Below are 16,593 nucleotides of genomic sequence, written 5' to 3' on the forward strand. Positions count from 1 at the left end.
GAAATCAGCACATGTTAAAAAAGCGATTTACAACCATTGCGACAAGCCTCGCTGCCACGTTTGCGCTTACATTAGCGATAGGCGTGAATGAAACAGAAGCGAAGGCACCAGATGTATATGGTGGCATTATGAACGAATATGAATATGAAGAGGTCGTGTTTCTTTCAGGAGAACCGATTTTATTCCGTGGCACAATTAAAAATGTCAAAATTAATGAAACGATTCGAAATGGTACACGTACAGAAACGCACTCGTTAAAATTAGTACGTGCAGATGGGCAATCACCAGATGATGAATTAACACGTACATTCTCATATGTGTACGATATTCAAAGTAATGCAGCCATCGGACAAAATACCGAAAATGGTACAATCCGTTCGATGAAAGAAGAAGTGACGTTAAACGGTATCACGTATGTACTAGAGGACTATCAATTCTCAAACGGTATTTTACGCGATTTACGTCCTGCCAATACGTACTATTCGGGGAATGGCATTGTGCGTAAAATTTACGAAACAGATGAAGATGTACCAAAACGTGTGATTGTCGAGTTGACGAGTCGTAATGACGGCTATGAAAACTTCTGGGGCGCCACTGAAACGAAATTCACAGACGCTGTGTATCAGCATGATGAGTTAGGGACATTTACTGTACAAAGTCGTGTATCGAATAGCAAAACAAAGACACTGACGTATGAAGAGAGCTTGCCGTCTTTATCAAGCTTTGAAGGTGGCTATGTTGTTGTGACGTCATCTGATGTGCTGTCAGAATATACATATGATATTCCAGAAAATGAATTGTCGGGGCAAGTCGAGTTGGCGACATCGTATAGTGACCGTATTGAACGTCTTGTTGTGCCGAAGTTCCGTGATTTAGCGACGCATTGGGCAAAGCCAGATATTGAAAAGCTTTATTCATTAGGTGTGTATAAAGATGAAAGTAATTTCTTTTCACCAGGTACGCCAATGCAGCGTTATGACTTCGCGGTAGCAGTAGCGAAAGCGATTGATTTACGTGTCGAGTTAGAAGAAAAGAATAAGAAAAATACGGCTGCAAAATCATTATTTAGCGATGTGAAAGTGCCAACACGTGCAGCAGAAAAAGAAGATTATGCCTACTTTGCGAGCATTGTCGAGAAGGATGTTATTCGTGGCGAAAACGGTATGTTTAAGCCGAACAATTCTTTAACGCGTCAGCAAGCGGCATCGATTATTGTGCGTGCATTAGGGTTGGAGCATCGTGCGCCAGACCCAGGTTACCAAACGTCGTATTTAGATGATGCACGTATTTCTGATTATGCACGAGACGGTGTGTACATTATGCAGGAGTTAAGCATTATGATGGGCGACCCAACGACAAATATGTTTAATCCGCATAAGCCGCTAACACGCGCGCAAGCATCAGCAATTATTATTCGTTTCCTACAGTATTTAGAAGAAGATTTAAAAGTGAATTATCGCGATGATGTTTTATTATTCAATCAGTAAGAAAGGTGAGCAAATATGAAGATGACCATTCGACATTGGCTAGCCATTTGTATCCTATTGGTGGTTGCACTTACAGCAATTTTACCAACACAAACAAATGCAGCTACTCTATCAGATGTACCAAGCTCACACGCAAATTATCGTGCCATTCAGTGGGCAGCTGACAATGTGCTACAAGATGTGTATGAGGGCAATCAATTTTTACCACAAGCCTATATGAACGAGCTACAATTAGCAAAAGCGTTCGCGCGTTTAGATGACAGTTTCCCGGCATTCAATGGGTATGATACGTCGATGATTTATAATTTTTACGATGAATATCATATTCCGTATAAAGGCACGCATAACAACCCATCACGAAACCAAACGATTACACGTGGGGACTTTGCGCGTCTTTATGCCGCATTTAAAGGTTTTGATTTAACAGAAGTGTATGCAGTGCAGTATTTGTATATGAATGAAGTGTCGACAGGCAAAACGGGGAAACGTACGTATGAAGACTTTGACCCTGCTGCGACATTAACGAGACAGCAAGCAGCTCAACTTCTTTACAATATTTCACGCAAAGGGAAATTCTCTGTAAAAGGAATTTCAGCTACAGCAACAGGAAAAGACAACAACAAAATTACATTACCTGCGGGCTTCACATCAAAGCCAGTTGAAGATATCGAGACAGGTAACGGAACAGGCACGAACGACCAATCGAATAACCCGCATTGGAACACACGTGTGAAAAATATGGAAGTCACAAAAACAGAATTAAATCCAAATGGACGCGATACCGTAAATATTTCATTTGAATTTAATAGCTGTACAGCTGGTGCGATTGCAGATAACCAATCGTATACATTTGAGGTGACTTCAAAATACGGTGCACAGGTAATTGATTCATCAGGCGCTGTCACAAAAACAGTACAGTCAGATGGCGGTACGATTTCAGCGAATATTGTTGCTCCGTCATTAACACGTTCAGTTGTCGATACGATTTCGTTTACGATGACAGAAGCAACGGCAACAGAAGCGACGAAATGTTTCACACTTGTCCCAATTACAACGCAACTTCAGTACACACCTAAAGCAGAAATGGTTATTAACTATGAAGTGTTTGACCCGCAACAGCCACAGGAAGACCAAGGTGACGTTGCGCCACTGCCAGATCCACTGCCAGGTTTACCATTTGGTGTAGGGCAAACAGGTACAGAAGTGTTTATGTCTGAAGGCGAAATGGACATTATTGATATTGACCCAACGAACCGTACATTCCGTGCGCGTACGTTAGAGTCGTATACGGATGATTACGGCACAGTGCAAAATAATGAAACGATTACAGGATATGTAGATTATGAGTATGCGTCGCTTCGTTACGAAGGGTACAGCATTACACCTGAAATTTTTGAAGGCATTGTCGAAACGTATTTATTTGGAAACACAGAACTTGATATTGTTGAAGTCGATGATGAGCTACAAGTATTGTACTCGGTAAATGATGAAGGGCGTATTCAATTTGATATTACAGGTCTTCATCAATACTTCCCAATTCACGAAGCGGCAGATGAATATTATGCGTTTACACCACTGATGGTCATGCAATTATTTGTACCAACAGCAGAGAGTGTGACAATCGGAAACCGTGAGTCTGTCGATATTTTACGCGGCGTCTTTAACGGGCTTTCAGGGTTTGATAAGGAAAGTTACCTGCTTTACGGGAAAGGTGGCTCTTATGCAGACTTACAAAGTTTATTTGCAAAAATGGAAGCATTAATTGAAGCGAATGATAAAGCGGATGTACCACCGGGCTTTAACGGCTATACAAAAGTAATGGTGACGCTGGTACGTCCAGGTGGTCAAGTAGTGACAGATTATCAAGGCTCAGTAGAAATTAATTTTAATGGTGAGTCACAAATCGTCAAATTTACAACAAATACAACAGACCATGCAACAGGCACAGGCTCTGGTGGTGTCGCTGTCGCATACTTTGATTCAATCGTTCACGGTGATTCAACCGTAACAGCGCAAATTGTAACACCCGATGAAGCATATGCATCGATTTTAAAAGACATTACGAATACAGTGGCATCAAAAACATTTTATACAAGTCAACCGTTTTCAGGGAAATATTGCCCGAAGAAAGTCGAAATATCATATTTACTAGACTATTCTGGGTCGATGAATCGTGTTGACCAAGAGAATGTACGTGCAAGTGAAACGCATAAGCTTATCGCACATATGCAAAATGCGACACATATTGCCATGAGCTTCGGGCGTACAGCTTCATTGCAAGCGAAAGGCAATACGCAAGATGTTGTCGCGAAAAAGCCATTCCATAATGTAGCGTCACGCGGCGTTACCGATATTCCAGCGGCCATTCAATCGACGTTTACGCATTACTCAGCAGGTGATACGGAAAAAGCGATGATTATTGTGTCAGACGGTAAAACACGTATGACGAATTTAGATAGTATGATTACCCAATTAAATCAACGAGGCATTAAAGTATATACAGTTGCCTATGGTACAGGTTCACAAATTAATGACCGTGCATTACGTCGTCTAGCAGATGAAACAGGCGGTCAATATTTCAACGTAACGTCTGCAGCACAATTACACAACGCATATGAAGTCATTAGCCAAATTGTTTTATGCGAAGAAGTCGTTGATAGCTGTGTGTATGATGCGTCCATGTTTACAAATGTTTCTGTCAATGCGACGCGTTCGCTAATGGCGATTACGGCGAAGATTAATGAAGCATGTGACGATGTTGCACAAATTGTCGTAGCATATGAACTCCCACGAGGCAGCACCGAATTCATATTGAAGCCGCGCAATGAAGGGAACTATCGCTTAACAATGAAGCGACGTCAATTATCAAGCTTAGCCGTGTATGACCAGTTTGAAATTCAAGCACGTGATGATGAAGGGAATGTATTAGCGAGTCGTCAAGTGACGCAAGCTTTACCAAATCGTTAATTGCAAAACTAACTCTAAATTGAACAAAGAGGTTGAGACAAAACAAAGTGTTAGGAGAAATGTCGTCATTTCTCCTAACACTTTTCTGCTTTCGTCGTCGTAAATTTTCGAGCAGGCTTTTCTGCGGTACGGAGGCAAACACGAAGTTTGTCACATCTGCTTTGCCACACGATGTGGCGTTCTTTGCAGATGACCCCTGTAGTCTCTCGCTCGTACTGTTCCGCTAGAAGTCCGCTCTTCATTTAACGACGACGTATCAACTATTTATCATCGAACATCGTTGGGAGTGATTTGAATTTATCCTTCTGTCCCAGCCTATCAGTTGTAAAGAAGGGGTTTCACACTATCAACACGAGTTGTGTGAATGAAAATAAATACGCGCGCTGTTTCTTTATTGAGAATGTCATTTTGCCGATAAACCGTCTCATCTTTTGATGATAAAACGCGGTGTTGTCGTCAACATTTGGACAAAAAGGACAAAAGGTTATACAACAATAAGCAAGGACATTGCTTTTTTAATAACGGTTTGTTACACTTTGTTTATAATAATTCTAATTAAGAAAATGGTTCGAACGGTGTTCACAATTACATGTCTGAACATCGCCTTCGTATGTTATAATAATCATTATGAAATTGAACGTGTGAGGTGTAGGGGATTCATGCATACATTAGTCGTAGGCTTGAATTATAAAACAGCGCCTGTTGAAATCCGAGAGAAATTATCATTTGCGGAGCATACAATTCCTGACGCAATGGTCGCATTACAACAGCAAAAAAGCATTTTAGAAAATGTCATTGTGTCGACATGTAACCGTACGGAGATTTATGCGGTAGTTGACCAAGTACATACAGGTCGCTATTATATCAAGCAATTTTTAGCAGAGTGGTTCCAAGTGCCAATGGAGGAGTTTTCACCCCATTTAGTCATTAAAGAGCAGGACGAAGCGGTGCAACATTTATTCCGTGTGTCAGCAGGTATTGACTCAATGGTTTTAGGCGAAACACAAATTTTAGGGCAAGTGAAGAAAAGCTTTTTAAGCGGACAAGAGCTAGGTTCAACAGGAACAGTCTATAATCATTTATTTAAACAAGCAGTGACGTTTGCGAAGCGCGCACATACGGAAACAGCTATCGGAGAAAATGCGGTTTCTGTGTCGTACGCAGCGGTGGAGCTAGCGAAGAAAATTTTCGGTTCGTTAAAGAAGAAGCATGTAGCGATTTTAGGTGCTGGCCAAATGGGTGAACTAGCAATTGAAAACCTATATGGTAACGGCGTCGGCAAAGTAACGGTTGTCAATCGTACACTTGAAAAGGCTGAATCACTAGCCACAAAATTTAATGGCCAGGCGAAATCAATGCAAGAATTACAATGCACATTATTAGAAGCGGATATTTTAATTACGTCTACGGGCGCTACGCAATATGTTATTGACTTTGAGTTAATGCAGTATGTGGACCGTTTACGTAAAGGAAAACCGCTATTTTTAGTGGATATCGCTGTACCGCGTGATATTGATCCACGTGTAGGCGATTTGCCGAATGTTTTCTTATACGATATTGACGACTTACAAGATATCGTTGAGGCAAACTTAGCAGAGCGTCAACGTGCCGCAGCGCAAATTGACAATATGATTGATGTGGAAGTCTCACAATTTAAAGATTGGGTGACAACATTAGGTGTTGTACCGGTTATTTCTGCATTACGTAAAAAAGCAGCGCGTATTCAAGAAGAAACAATGGCAAGTATTGAAAATAAAATGCCTGATTTAACAGAGCGTGAGCGCAAAATTTTAAACAAGCATACAAAGTCCATTGTGAACCAGTTGCTAAAAGACCCGATTTTACAAGCGAAAGAATTAGCGAACGGCAAAAGTGCAGCTGATAATTTAGCGTTGTTCCAGCAAATCTTCGGTATTGAAGAAGCGTTAGAGCAAGAGGTTGAACAGCGAAAAACGGTAAAAATGCAAGCAACACAATTACGTACAGAAGTATCATTTTAATTGATCGAAATGACGCACAAACGTAGCGTAAATGGAACAGCGTTTTCGTATCGGTATGTTACACTAGATACGGAAACGCTTATTTTGTAGGTGTTCGTGTTCAATAAATAAGCGTAAACGGAATTTCCCGTTCACACCATGGTGATTTTTTCACCATGTATACTTCTATTACACAAAGAAGGGATTGCTTATGACAGGTGTTATGACTGCCGGGCTATATGAGCTGATGGTCATTGTATATGCAATCGGCATTATTTTATATATATTCGATTATTTATATAAAATGCCTAAAGCAAAGCGCCGTGCATTTTGGTTAGTATCATTTGTTTGGATTGCCCAAACAATGTTTTTAATAAATTTTATTTGGGAAGCAAAACGATTCCCGATATTGTCACTATATGAAGGTATTTTCTTTTATTCATGGTTGTTAGTGACGCTTTCAATCGTGCTGCATTGTTTTGCACGTGAAGATTTACCGGTGTTTTTCGTCAATATTCTCGGGTTTGTCTTTGCGACGATTCATACATTTGCACCGGAAAATGCCAATGTGGTTGCTTCGTCAATGGTGTCAGAAATGCTTCTTATCCATATTGCATTTGGTATTATGGCATATGCTGCCTTTTCATTATGTTTTGTGTTTGCGATTTTGTATATTTTATTATATCGCATGCTAAAACAAAAAAAGTTTTCAAAGCAGTGGAGCCGTCTACCATCGCTTGAAGTTACAAGTAAATGGATGCATATTAGCACATTAATCGGCATCTGTTTACTAGTTATTAGTTTAATATTAGGCTCAGAATGGGCATTATTAACATTGGAGCATGTATCTTTATTAGATATGAAAATTATCGCCTCTTTTGTTTTAGTTCTGATTTATAGCGCTATTTGGTACCGAAATCGTACAGGCCGTTTACTCGGTACAAAGTATGCATGGGTACACATTTATACGTATATTTTATTAATTATTAATTTCTTTTTAGGAAACTCTTTATCGAACTTTCACGTTTGGTATTAAGAGCAGAAAGGTTGGATTATTGTGAGAAAAATTATTGTCGGTTCACGTAAAAGTAAATTAGCATTAACGCAAACAAATTGGTTTATTAATGAGTTAAAAGCGGCAGGTGTACCGTTTGAATTTGAAATTAAAGAAATCGTAACAAAAGGCGACCGTATTTTAGATGTCCAACTATCAAAAGTGGGCGGTAAAGGGTTATTCGTAAAAGAAATTGAGCAAGCACTATATGACAAAGAAATCGATTTTGCGGTGCATTCAATGAAGGATATGCCATCTGTTTTACCAGAAGGCTTAGTCATCGGTTGTATCCCACCACGTGAAGATGCGCGTGATGCATTTATTTCAAATGGTCATGTGAAATTTGCAGATTTACCAGAAGGTGCAGTCGTTGGAACAAGTTCATTACGTCGTTCAGCGCAATTATTAGCAGTGCGTCCAGACTTAACAATTAAGTGGATTCGCGGTAACGTAGATACACGCTTAAATAAATTAAAAACAGAAGGATTCGATGCGATTATTTTAGCAGCAGCAGGCTTAAAACGTCTTGGCTGGAGCGATGATATTGTAACGGAATATTTAGAAACAGATATTTGTTTACCAGCAGTTGCACAAGGGTCACTAGGTATTGAGTGTCGCGGTGATGATACAGAGCTTTTAGAACAATTAGCGAAGTTAACAGATGCAACGACTTGGACGACAGCACATGCAGAGCGTACATTCCTTGCAGAGATGGATGGTGGATGCCAAGTGCCAATCGCAGGATATGCGACGGTAGATGGTGACAACGTAACATTAACAGGATTTGTAGCGGCACCAGATGCGTCGATTACGTATAAAGAAACGGTTACAGGTACAGATGCACAAGCAGTTGGGCGTGCTGTAGCTGAAAAGTTAACAGAGCAAGGAGCATTTGACTTAATTCAGCGCGTAAAGGCTGAGCAAAATGCCGAATAATTTAATGAATCATACAGTGGTTGTCACAGGTACAGCGAAAACGCAGAGTATCGACGCACTCATTGAATCACACGGGGGGCAAGTACTTTACTTGCCCCTTCTTGTGACGCAAGAACGTCTAAATGAAGACGATGCAATGTATTTAGACGCGCTACCGAGCTATGACTGGCTTATTTTTACGAGTCAAAATGCGGTTGATGCATTTTATGCGAAATGCCAGCGTCATGACGTGGACATCGCTATGATTAAGGCGAAGATCGCAGCTGTCGGCACAAAGACAAAACAAGCGCTTACTACATATGGTTTTACCGTTGATTTTGTGCCGTCTGTATTTAGTGCAGATGTCTTTATTACTGAATTTCCAGCAATTGCTGATGAACAGGCAAATTGTTTATTTTGTAAAGGGAATTTAGCGAAAAATACGATTGAACAGCTGCCATTCTCTGTACAGTCATGGATTGTTTATGATACGTTAGAACATGAAGAACATGCACAGCAATTACGGACGTTTTTACAACAAACAACCGCTACTGTAACGGTTATCTTTTCAAGTCCGTCCGCTGTACAACTATATACAAGGTCAGTTTTGCCGAGCATTGATTGGCAGCATATCCATGTTGCTTCAATTGGGCATATTACGACAGCTGCATTACAACGTGCAGGGGCGACAACGATTTTGCAGCCGAGCACATATACGATGCAGGCAGTTGCCGAGCTGATTATTCAACAAAGTGAGGGAATTTCATGACAAATTTACAATTTAAACGTCACCGCCGTTTGCGCCATACAGCAGCGCTTCGTTCAATGGTGAAAGAAACATACTTACACGTAGAAGATTTCATCTATCCAATTTTCGTGGCAGAGGGCGAGGGCATTAAAAATCCGATTAACTCAATGCCAGGCGTATATCAGTTTTCATTAGATACATTTGAGCAAGAACTAAAGGAAGTCGTTGATTTAGGGATTCAAGCGGTGATTTTATTTGGCTTACCAGCAGAAAAGGATGCAGAAGGAACAGGTGCATTCCATGACCACGGTATTGTACAAAAAGCAACACGCCGTGCGAAAGAATTATATCCAGACCTATTAGTCGTTGCAGACACATGTTTATGTGAATACACAGACCACGGACATTGTGGTGTTGTCGAAGGCGAGCAAATTTTAAATGACCCATCACTTGATTTATTAGCACGTACAGCTGTTTCTCAAGCGAAAGCAGGCGCAGACATTATTGCGCCATCAAACATGATGGATGGTTTCGTTGTAGCCATTCGTGAAGCACTAGATGCAGCAGGGTTCCAACACATTCCGATTATGTCATATGCCGTGAAATACGCATCGAGCTATTACGGGCCATTCCGTGAAGCAGCAGATGGCGCACCACAATTTGGTGACCGTAAAACGTATCAAATGGACCCATCAAATCGTCAAGAAGCATTCCGTGAAGCACAATCGGATGTAGACGAAGGGGCGGACTTCTTAATCGTGAAGCCAGCATTATCATATTTAGATATTATTCGCGATATGAAAAATACACATACACTACCAATTGTTGCCTATAACGTATCAGGCGAGTATGCGATGGTGAAAGCAGCAGCGCTTAATGGTTGGGTAGACGAGAAGGCAGTTGTATTAGAAACATTACTTGGCATGAAACGTGCCGGGTCAGATTTAATTATTACGTACCACGCAAAAGACGCGGCACGTTGGTTAAAAGGAGAATAATTGTATGCGTTCATATGAAAAATCAAAACAAGCTTATACAGAAGCAGTTGACTTGATGCCAGGTGGTGTAAACTCACCAGTACGAGCATTTAAATCAGTAAACATGGATCCTATTTTTATGGATTCAGGTAAAGGCGCGATGATTACAGATATCGATGGGAATGAGTACATTGACTATGTATTATCATGGGGACCGCTTATTTTAGGGCATTCAGAGCCGAAAGTAGTCGCAGCGATTCAACAGCAAGCGATGAAAGCGACGTCATTTGGTGCACCATCTTTATCGGAAACAGAACTTGCGAAACTGGTAATGGAACGTGTACCTGGCATTGAAATGATTCGTTTCGTATCATCAGGAACAGAAGCAACAATGTCGGCATTACGTTTAGCACGTGGTGTGACAGGACGTGATAAAATTTTAAAGTTTGAAGGTTCTTACCACGGACATGGTGATTCATTATTAATTAAAGCGGGTTCAGGGGTTGCGACACTAGGCTTACCGGATTCACCAGGTGTACCGGCGGATATTGCGAAAAATACATTAACAGTTGCTTACAACGATTTAGCCTCAGCGAAGCTTGTATTTGAAAAATACGGCGATGATTTAGCAGCAGTGATTGTTGAGCCAGTTGCTGGAAATATGGGAGTTGTGCCACCGAAGCCGGAGTTTTTAACAGGCTTACGTGCACTAACAGAGCAATACGGGACGATTTTAATTTTCGATGAAGTTATGACAGGTTTCCGCGTTGATTATGGTTGTGCACAAGGTTATTATGGTGTGACACCAGATTTAACGACACTTGGTAAAGTAATCGGTGGCGGTTTACCGGTTGGTGCATTTGCAGGGAAGCGTGAAATTATGGAGCAAATCGCGCCAGCAGGTCCGATTTATCAAGCAGGCACATTATCAGGTAACCCACTTGCGATGACAGCGGGTTATACGACGTTAGCGCAATTAACACCTGCGTCATATGAATACTTCCAAAAGCTTGGTGACCAATTAGAAGAAGGTTTCCGAGCAGCAGCAACGAAATATAATATTCCACATACTGTAAACCGTGCTGGCTCAATGATTGGTTTCTTCTTCACAAACGAAGAAGTAGTAGATTTTGAATCAGCGAAAACATCGGATTTAGCGCTATTTGCGGAATACTTTAAATTAATGGCAGAAGAAGGGATCTTCTTACCACCATCACAATTTGAAGGGTTATTTATTTCAACAGCGCACACAGAAGAACATATTGCAAAAACAGTTGCGGCATTCCATACTGTTTTTGAAAAATTAGCGCGTTAATTCACGCATACATGTTTAAAAAGAAGCGTCCTAGAGTAATTGCTAGGGCGCTTTTTATATGTTAAGACCTATTTTGTGTTCGTGAAAATAGGTCTTTTTTCAAATGTTTGGAGAAATGTGTAACATAAGGAATAGGAGGTGGGGGTCATCGAATCAAGAACAGATGAGATTGTGCAATTCAATGCAAAACGTATATATGTAATGGCGAAGATTGTCATTTTTATTAGTGTTATATTAGGCATCATTAATTGGATTGGCAGTATGACTCAAGTGCGAGAGGAACCGTATTTTAAAGGGTATCTTCTTGTGTATGGCTTGCTTATTTTATTAAACATCTGTGTCTATTATTTTTATCGTTTTTCATTGTCACCTCTGACCGCTCGAATGTATCGAATTATCGTCAATGTTTATATATACAGTACCATTTTATTATTGATGTCGATTATTTTAAACAATATAATGATCGCTACGGTCACGCGCAAGGCGATAAAGTATTGCATGCCATTGCACAAGCGGTTGAGACATTGGCGATTGCGCATGAACGTTCACCTATTTCGCCGCATATTACCGTAAGTATCGGTGGCTTTTATGGTCAAGCATCTCATGTGGACTGCTTAGACTATTTTTACAAGTCTGCAGATCATGCGTTATATGCCGTTAAACAGAGTGGACGGAATCATTTTCAGATTCACGATCATGAACAAGCGATGACACAAACGCTTGAAAAATAAGTAAGAATTGATTATAATAGCGGTATTCTAAATAGTTGATGCAACGAATAGGAAGAGTAAAATGAACGCGCTTTATAGAGAGGAAACGGTAGCTGAAAAGTTTCTAAAGTAGCCCATTTGAACGTAGCCTAGGAGCAGCCTTTATGAACTAACAGTAGTAAAGTGCCGGTTAAACACCGTTATCGATAATGAAGTGCTGATAGGGAAAAGTGGGCGAACGCTTGACTGGACCTTAGCAGAATTAAAGGTGGTACCGCGATTAACTCCCTCGTCCTTTTGAATAGACGACGGGAGTTTTTTATGTTGCCTAGGCAATGTAAAACAACAAAAGGAGAGAAACGTGATGACAGAACAACAAAACATTTCAATGCCAACGAAATATGAGCCACAAAACGTTGAACAAGGTCGCTATGACTGGTGGCTAGAAGGCAAATTTTTCGAAGCGCAACCAGAAAGTGGTAAAACACCATACTCAATCGTAATTCCACCACCGAACGTAACTGGTAAATTACACTTAGGGCATGCATGGGATACAACATTACAAGATATTTTAGTACGTATGAAGCGCATGCAAGGCTTTGACGCACTTTGGTTACCAGGGATGGACCATGCAGGGATTGCGACACAAGCGAAAGTAGAAGAAAAGCTACGCAGCGAAGGCATTTCTCGTTATGATTTAGGACGCGAAGCATTCCTAGAAAAAACATGGGAATGGAAAGAAGAATATGCTTCTCACATTCGTGAACAATGGGCGAAATTAGGCTTAGGTTTAGATTACACACGTGAGCGTTTTACATTAGATGAAGGTTTAAACGAAGCGGTAAACGAAGTATTCGTAACATTATACGAAAAAGGTTTAATCTACCGTGGTGAACGCATCATTAACTGGGACCCAGCAGCGAAAACAGCGTTATCAGATATCGAAGTAATTCATAAAGAAGTAGAAGGCGCATTCTACCATATGGAATATCCGTTAGCAGATGGTTCTGGTACATTACGCGTTGCAACAACTCGTCCAGAAACAATGTTAGGTGACTCTGGTGTTGCAGTACACCCTGAAGATGAGCGTTATGCACATTTAGTAGGGAAAACAGTTATTTTACCAATTATGAACCGTGAAATTCCAATTGTAGCAGATGACTACGTAGATAAAGATTTCGGTACAGGCGTTGTGAAAATGACACCAGCCCACGATCCGAACGACTTTGAAGTTGGGAACCGTCACAACTTAGAGCGCATTTTAGTAATGAATGAAGATGGTACAATGAACGACCTTGCTGGCAAATATGCAGGCATGGACCGCTTCGAATGTCGTAAACAAATCGTAGCAGATTTACAAGAAGCTGGCGTATTAGTGGAAATTGAGCCACACACACACCAAGTAGGTCACTCTGAGCGTACAAACGCAGTTGTAGAGCCATACTTATCAAAACAATGGTTCGTAAAAATGGCACCACTTGCTGAAGAAGCATTAAACATGCAAGCGAAGGAAGACGAAAAGGTAAACTTCGTACCAAATCGCTTCGAAAACACGTATAACCGCTGGATGGAAAACATTCATGACTGGTGTATTTCTCGTCAACTATGGTGGGGTCACCAAATCCCAGCATGGTACAACAATGAAACAGGAGAAGTATACGTTGGTAAGGAAGCACCAGCAGATGCAGACAACTGGACACGCGATGAAGACGTTCTTGATACGTGGTTCTCATCTGCATTATGGCCGTTCTCAACAATGGGTTGGCCGGATAAAGAAGCAGCTGACTTTAAACGTTACTACCCAACAGATGCACTTGTAACAGGTTACGATATCATCTTCTTCTGGGTAAGCCGTATGATTTTCCAAGGAAAAGAATTCACAGGTGAGCGTCCATTTAAAGATGTATTAATTCACGGCTTAGTACGTGACGCTGAAGGACGTAAAATGTCGAAGTCTCTTGGTAACGGTGTTGACCCAATGGATGTTATCGACCAATACGGTGCAGATGCATTACGTTACTTCTTAGCAACTGGTTCTTCACCAGGACAAGATTTACGTTACTCAACAGAAAAAGTAGAATCGACATGGAACTTCATTAATAAAATTTGGAACGCTTCTCGTTTCGCATTAATGAACATGGAAGGTTTAACATTTGAAGAAATTAATCTAGATGGCAACTTAAACGTAGCAGATAAGTGGATTTTATCTCGCTTAAATGAAACGATTGAGCGCGTAACAGCATTAGCTGAAAAGTACGAGTTCGGTGAAGTTGGTCGTGAATTATATAACTTCATTTGGGATGATTTCTGTTCTTGGTATATCGAAATGGCGAAGTTACCACTTTACGGTGATGATGAAGCAGCGAAGTTAACAACACGCTCAGTATTAGCGTACGTACTTGATAACACAATGCGCTTATTACACCCATTCATGCCATTCGTAACGGAAGAGATTTGGCAGCACTTACCACACGAAGGTGAATCAATTACAGTTGCAGCATGGCCAACAGTAAACCCTGCATTTAACTTCGAACAAGAAGCACAACATATGAAGTTATTAACAGAAATGATTCGCTCTGTACGTAACATTCGTGCGGAAGTAAATACGCCAATGAGCAAAAAAGTAAACTTAAGCATTTTAGCAAAAGATGCACAAACAGCAGCAGTGTTAGAAGAAAACCGTGCGTATATTGAGAAGTTCTGTAACCCGGAAGAGTTAACAATCGGGCATGATTTTACAGCACCAGAGCAATCAATGTCAGCAGTTGTATCAGGCGCTGAACTATTCTTACCACTTGCTGGTTTAATTAACATCGACGAAGAAGTAGCTCGTTTAGAAAAAGAGCTAGAGAAATGGGCGAAGGAAGTTAAACTTGTAAACGGTAAATTATCAAACGAAAAATTCGTTTCAAAAGCACCGGAAGCATTAGTAAATGCAGAGCGTGAAAAATTAGCGGATTATGAAGCAAAACACGCGTCAGTTGAAAAACGTTTAGAAGAATTAAAAGCACTATAATTATTGAAGCAGAGATGTCCGAGCATTGTTCGGGCATCTCTTTTTATGAGGGATTGTGGAAAAGACAGTACTTTGCTGAACGCCGTTGACCCGATGGACTTCATTCGCTACAATTACGGAGGATATATAGAGACGAGAGGTCGTGAACGGATTTGCAACACTTTGTAACAGTGACACAATGCGAAAATTATTTATTTCAACTGCGTGGTGGCGACAAGCGTGACGAGCCTTTAGCGGTTGTACAAGCTTTACTTGAAGCGTTTAACAATCCGCAGCAACAAGTACCGTTTGTGCATATTGCCGGCACAAATGGGAAAGGTTCAACGGTAAATTTTTTACAAGAAATGCTAATAGCAGGGAATGTGCGTGTGGGTGCCTTTACATCACCACATTTAGAGCAGGTGAATGAGCGAATTCGCATTAACGGTGTGTATATAGATGATGCTACATTTATTCGCTATGTGAATGAACTGATGGCGGTTATGCAGGAACAACAATTATCGCCAAATTTCTTTGAAGTGATAACAGTCATGGCTTGGCGCTATTTTGCTGAACAGCAAGTGGATATTGCGTTAATGGAAGTCGGGATTGGCGGACGTCTTGACTCAACAAATGTAGCGACACCGCTTGCTTCCATTATTACATCGATTGGCTTTGACCATATTGATATGCTCGGGGAAACATTAACCGAGATTGCTAGTGAAAAGGCAGGGATTATTAAAGCGCATGTGCCCGTCGTTTCAACGGTTTTACAACAAGAGGCGATAGCGGTACTTGAACAAACCGCTCGTCAGCAGCAGGCACCGTATTATGGTTACGGTAACCATTTTACGGTTGAACAAAAAAGTGAGCATATACAGTACCAGTCAGATAACCGAGAGCTTAGATTTACACTGCAAATGCAAGGTGCACATCAAATGCGTAATGCAGCAGCAGCGATTGCGTGCATTGATTGTTTAGCACCGTACGTGCAGCTTACAAACGAGCACATGCAGCAAGGTTTAGCCCGCGCGATGTGGGCAGGACGTTTTGAAGAAATACGTTCGCGTGTGTTTATTGACGGTGCCCATAATGAGCAAGGAACAGCAGCATTAGTAGAAACATTAACGCAAATGTATCCGGCAAAGCGCTATCATTTTATTTACGCAGCAATGAGTGATAAAGACCATGCGAAAAGCATTGCACAAATGGATGCGATTGCAGAAACGATAACGTTTACGACATTGCCAATGCCTCGTGCAGCGACAGCAGAGGCACTATACGCACTCTCGACACATCGACAAAAAACTTATACAACGGATTGGCAGCAAGCAATTACATCGCGTATAAAGCAGCTTACACCGCAGGACCTACTCATTGTGACGGGCTCCCTGTACTTTATTTCAGAAGCACGACCATTTATGCAACAATTGGAGGCGTAACAGT

11 protein-coding genes and 1 other annotated feature are annotated in these 16,593 nt (G+C 41.0%); all 11 genes read left to right on the plus strand.

Annotated elements, in window-relative coordinates; translation table 11 throughout:
- Positions 1-11 precede the first annotated feature (11 nt).
- The 11 genes from A6M13_RS00860 to A6M13_RS00910 all read left to right on the plus strand — a co-directional run bounded on the left by A6M13_RS00860 (position 12) and on the right by A6M13_RS00910 (position 16,589).
- The gene (locus tag A6M13_RS00860) at positions 12-1,487 is read left to right on the plus strand and encodes an S-layer homology domain-containing protein (RefSeq protein ID WP_066542223.1); all 1,476 of its coding nucleotides are present in this window, start codon (positions 12-14) and stop codon (positions 1,485-1,487) included.
- A 15-nt stretch (positions 1,488-1,502) separates the two neighbouring features.
- The gene (locus A6M13_RS00865) at positions 1,503-4,454 is read left to right on the plus strand and encodes a vWA domain-containing protein (RefSeq protein WP_066542224.1); all 2,952 of its coding nucleotides are present in this window, start codon (positions 1,503-1,505) and stop codon (positions 4,452-4,454) included.
- Between the two features lie 659 nt (positions 4,455-5,113).
- Entirely contained in the window at positions 5,114-6,454 is a 1,341-nt protein-coding gene (hemA, locus tag A6M13_RS00870; protein WP_066542225.1) for a glutamyl-tRNA reductase, read from the plus strand.
- A gap of 190 nt (positions 6,455-6,644) precedes the next feature.
- Positions 6,645-7,469, plus strand: coding sequence for a cytochrome c biogenesis protein CcsA (gene ccsA / locus A6M13_RS00875; protein WP_066542226.1), 825 nt, complete (start codon positions 6,645-6,647; stop codon positions 7,467-7,469).
- A gap of 21 nt (positions 7,470-7,490) precedes the next feature.
- Positions 7,491-8,423, plus strand: a complete 933-nt coding sequence (gene hemC, locus A6M13_RS00880) for a hydroxymethylbilane synthase (RefSeq protein WP_066542227.1) — start codon at positions 7,491-7,493, stop codon at positions 8,421-8,423.
- Positions 8,413-9,171 (plus strand): uroporphyrinogen-III synthase, encoded by a 759-nt coding sequence (locus A6M13_RS00885; RefSeq protein ID WP_066542228.1) that lies wholly within the window; start codon positions 8,413-8,415, stop codon positions 9,169-9,171. The genes hemC and A6M13_RS00885 overlap by 11 nt, the downstream gene beginning before the upstream one ends.
- Complete coding sequence (gene hemB, locus A6M13_RS00890; RefSeq protein ID WP_066542229.1) at positions 9,168-10,148, plus strand: porphobilinogen synthase; 981 nt, start codon at positions 9,168-9,170, stop codon at positions 10,146-10,148. The genes A6M13_RS00885 and hemB overlap by 4 nt, the downstream gene beginning before the upstream one ends.
- Positions 10,149-10,152: 4 nt before the next feature.
- Positions 10,153-11,442 carry a glutamate-1-semialdehyde 2,1-aminomutase gene (gene hemL, locus A6M13_RS00895; protein ID WP_066542230.1) on the plus strand — a complete coding sequence of 430 codons (1,290 nt, stop codon included), beginning with the start codon at positions 10,153-10,155 and terminating at the stop codon, positions 11,440-11,442.
- 431 nt (positions 11,443-11,873) lie between these two features.
- A complete protein-coding gene (locus A6M13_RS16200) occupies positions 11,874-12,173 on the plus strand; it encodes a diguanylate cyclase domain-containing protein (protein WP_245669197.1) in 300 nt (99 codons plus the stop codon).
- 34 nt (positions 12,174-12,207) lie between these two features.
- Positions 12,208-12,452: a binding site (T-box leader), on the plus strand.
- Positions 12,453-12,516: 64 nt separating this feature from the next.
- The gene (locus tag A6M13_RS00905) at positions 12,517-15,168 is read left to right on the plus strand and encodes a valine--tRNA ligase (protein WP_066542232.1); all 2,652 of its coding nucleotides are present in this window, start codon (positions 12,517-12,519) and stop codon (positions 15,166-15,168) included.
- A gap of 152 nt (positions 15,169-15,320) precedes the next feature.
- Positions 15,321-16,589 (plus strand): bifunctional folylpolyglutamate synthase/dihydrofolate synthase, encoded by a 1,269-nt coding sequence (locus A6M13_RS00910; RefSeq protein WP_083998142.1) that lies wholly within the window; start codon positions 15,321-15,323, stop codon positions 16,587-16,589.
- Positions 16,590-16,593 lie beyond the last annotated feature (4 nt).

This window comes from Caryophanon tenue (genome assembly GCF_001700315.1).
Classification (GTDB): domain Bacteria; phylum Bacillota; class Bacilli; order Bacillales_A; family Planococcaceae; genus Caryophanon; species Caryophanon tenue.

Bases quoted from the DNA above. Each gene is read 5' to 3' on its own strand.
- A6M13_RS00860 (WP_066542223.1), top strand. From the start codon at position 12: ATGTTAAAAAAGCGATTTACAACCATTGCGACAAGCCTCGCTGCCACG.
- A6M13_RS00865 (WP_066542224.1), top strand. From the start codon at position 1,503: ATGAAGATGACCATTCGACATTGGCTAGCCATTTGTATCCTATTGGTG.
- hemA (WP_066542225.1), top strand. From the start codon at position 5,114: ATGCATACATTAGTCGTAGGCTTGAATTATAAAACAGCGCCTGTTGAA.
- ccsA (WP_066542226.1), top strand. From the start codon at position 6,645: ATGACAGGTGTTATGACTGCCGGGCTATATGAGCTGATGGTCATTGTA.
- A6M13_RS00885 (WP_066542228.1), top strand. From the start codon at position 8,413: ATGCCGAATAATTTAATGAATCATACAGTGGTTGTCACAGGTACAGCG.
- hemB (WP_066542229.1), top strand. From the start codon at position 9,168: ATGACAAATTTACAATTTAAACGTCACCGCCGTTTGCGCCATACAGCA.
- hemL (WP_066542230.1), top strand. From the start codon at position 10,153: ATGCGTTCATATGAAAAATCAAAACAAGCTTATACAGAAGCAGTTGAC.
- A6M13_RS00905 (WP_066542232.1), top strand. From the start codon at position 12,517: ATGACAGAACAACAAAACATTTCAATGCCAACGAAATATGAGCCACAA.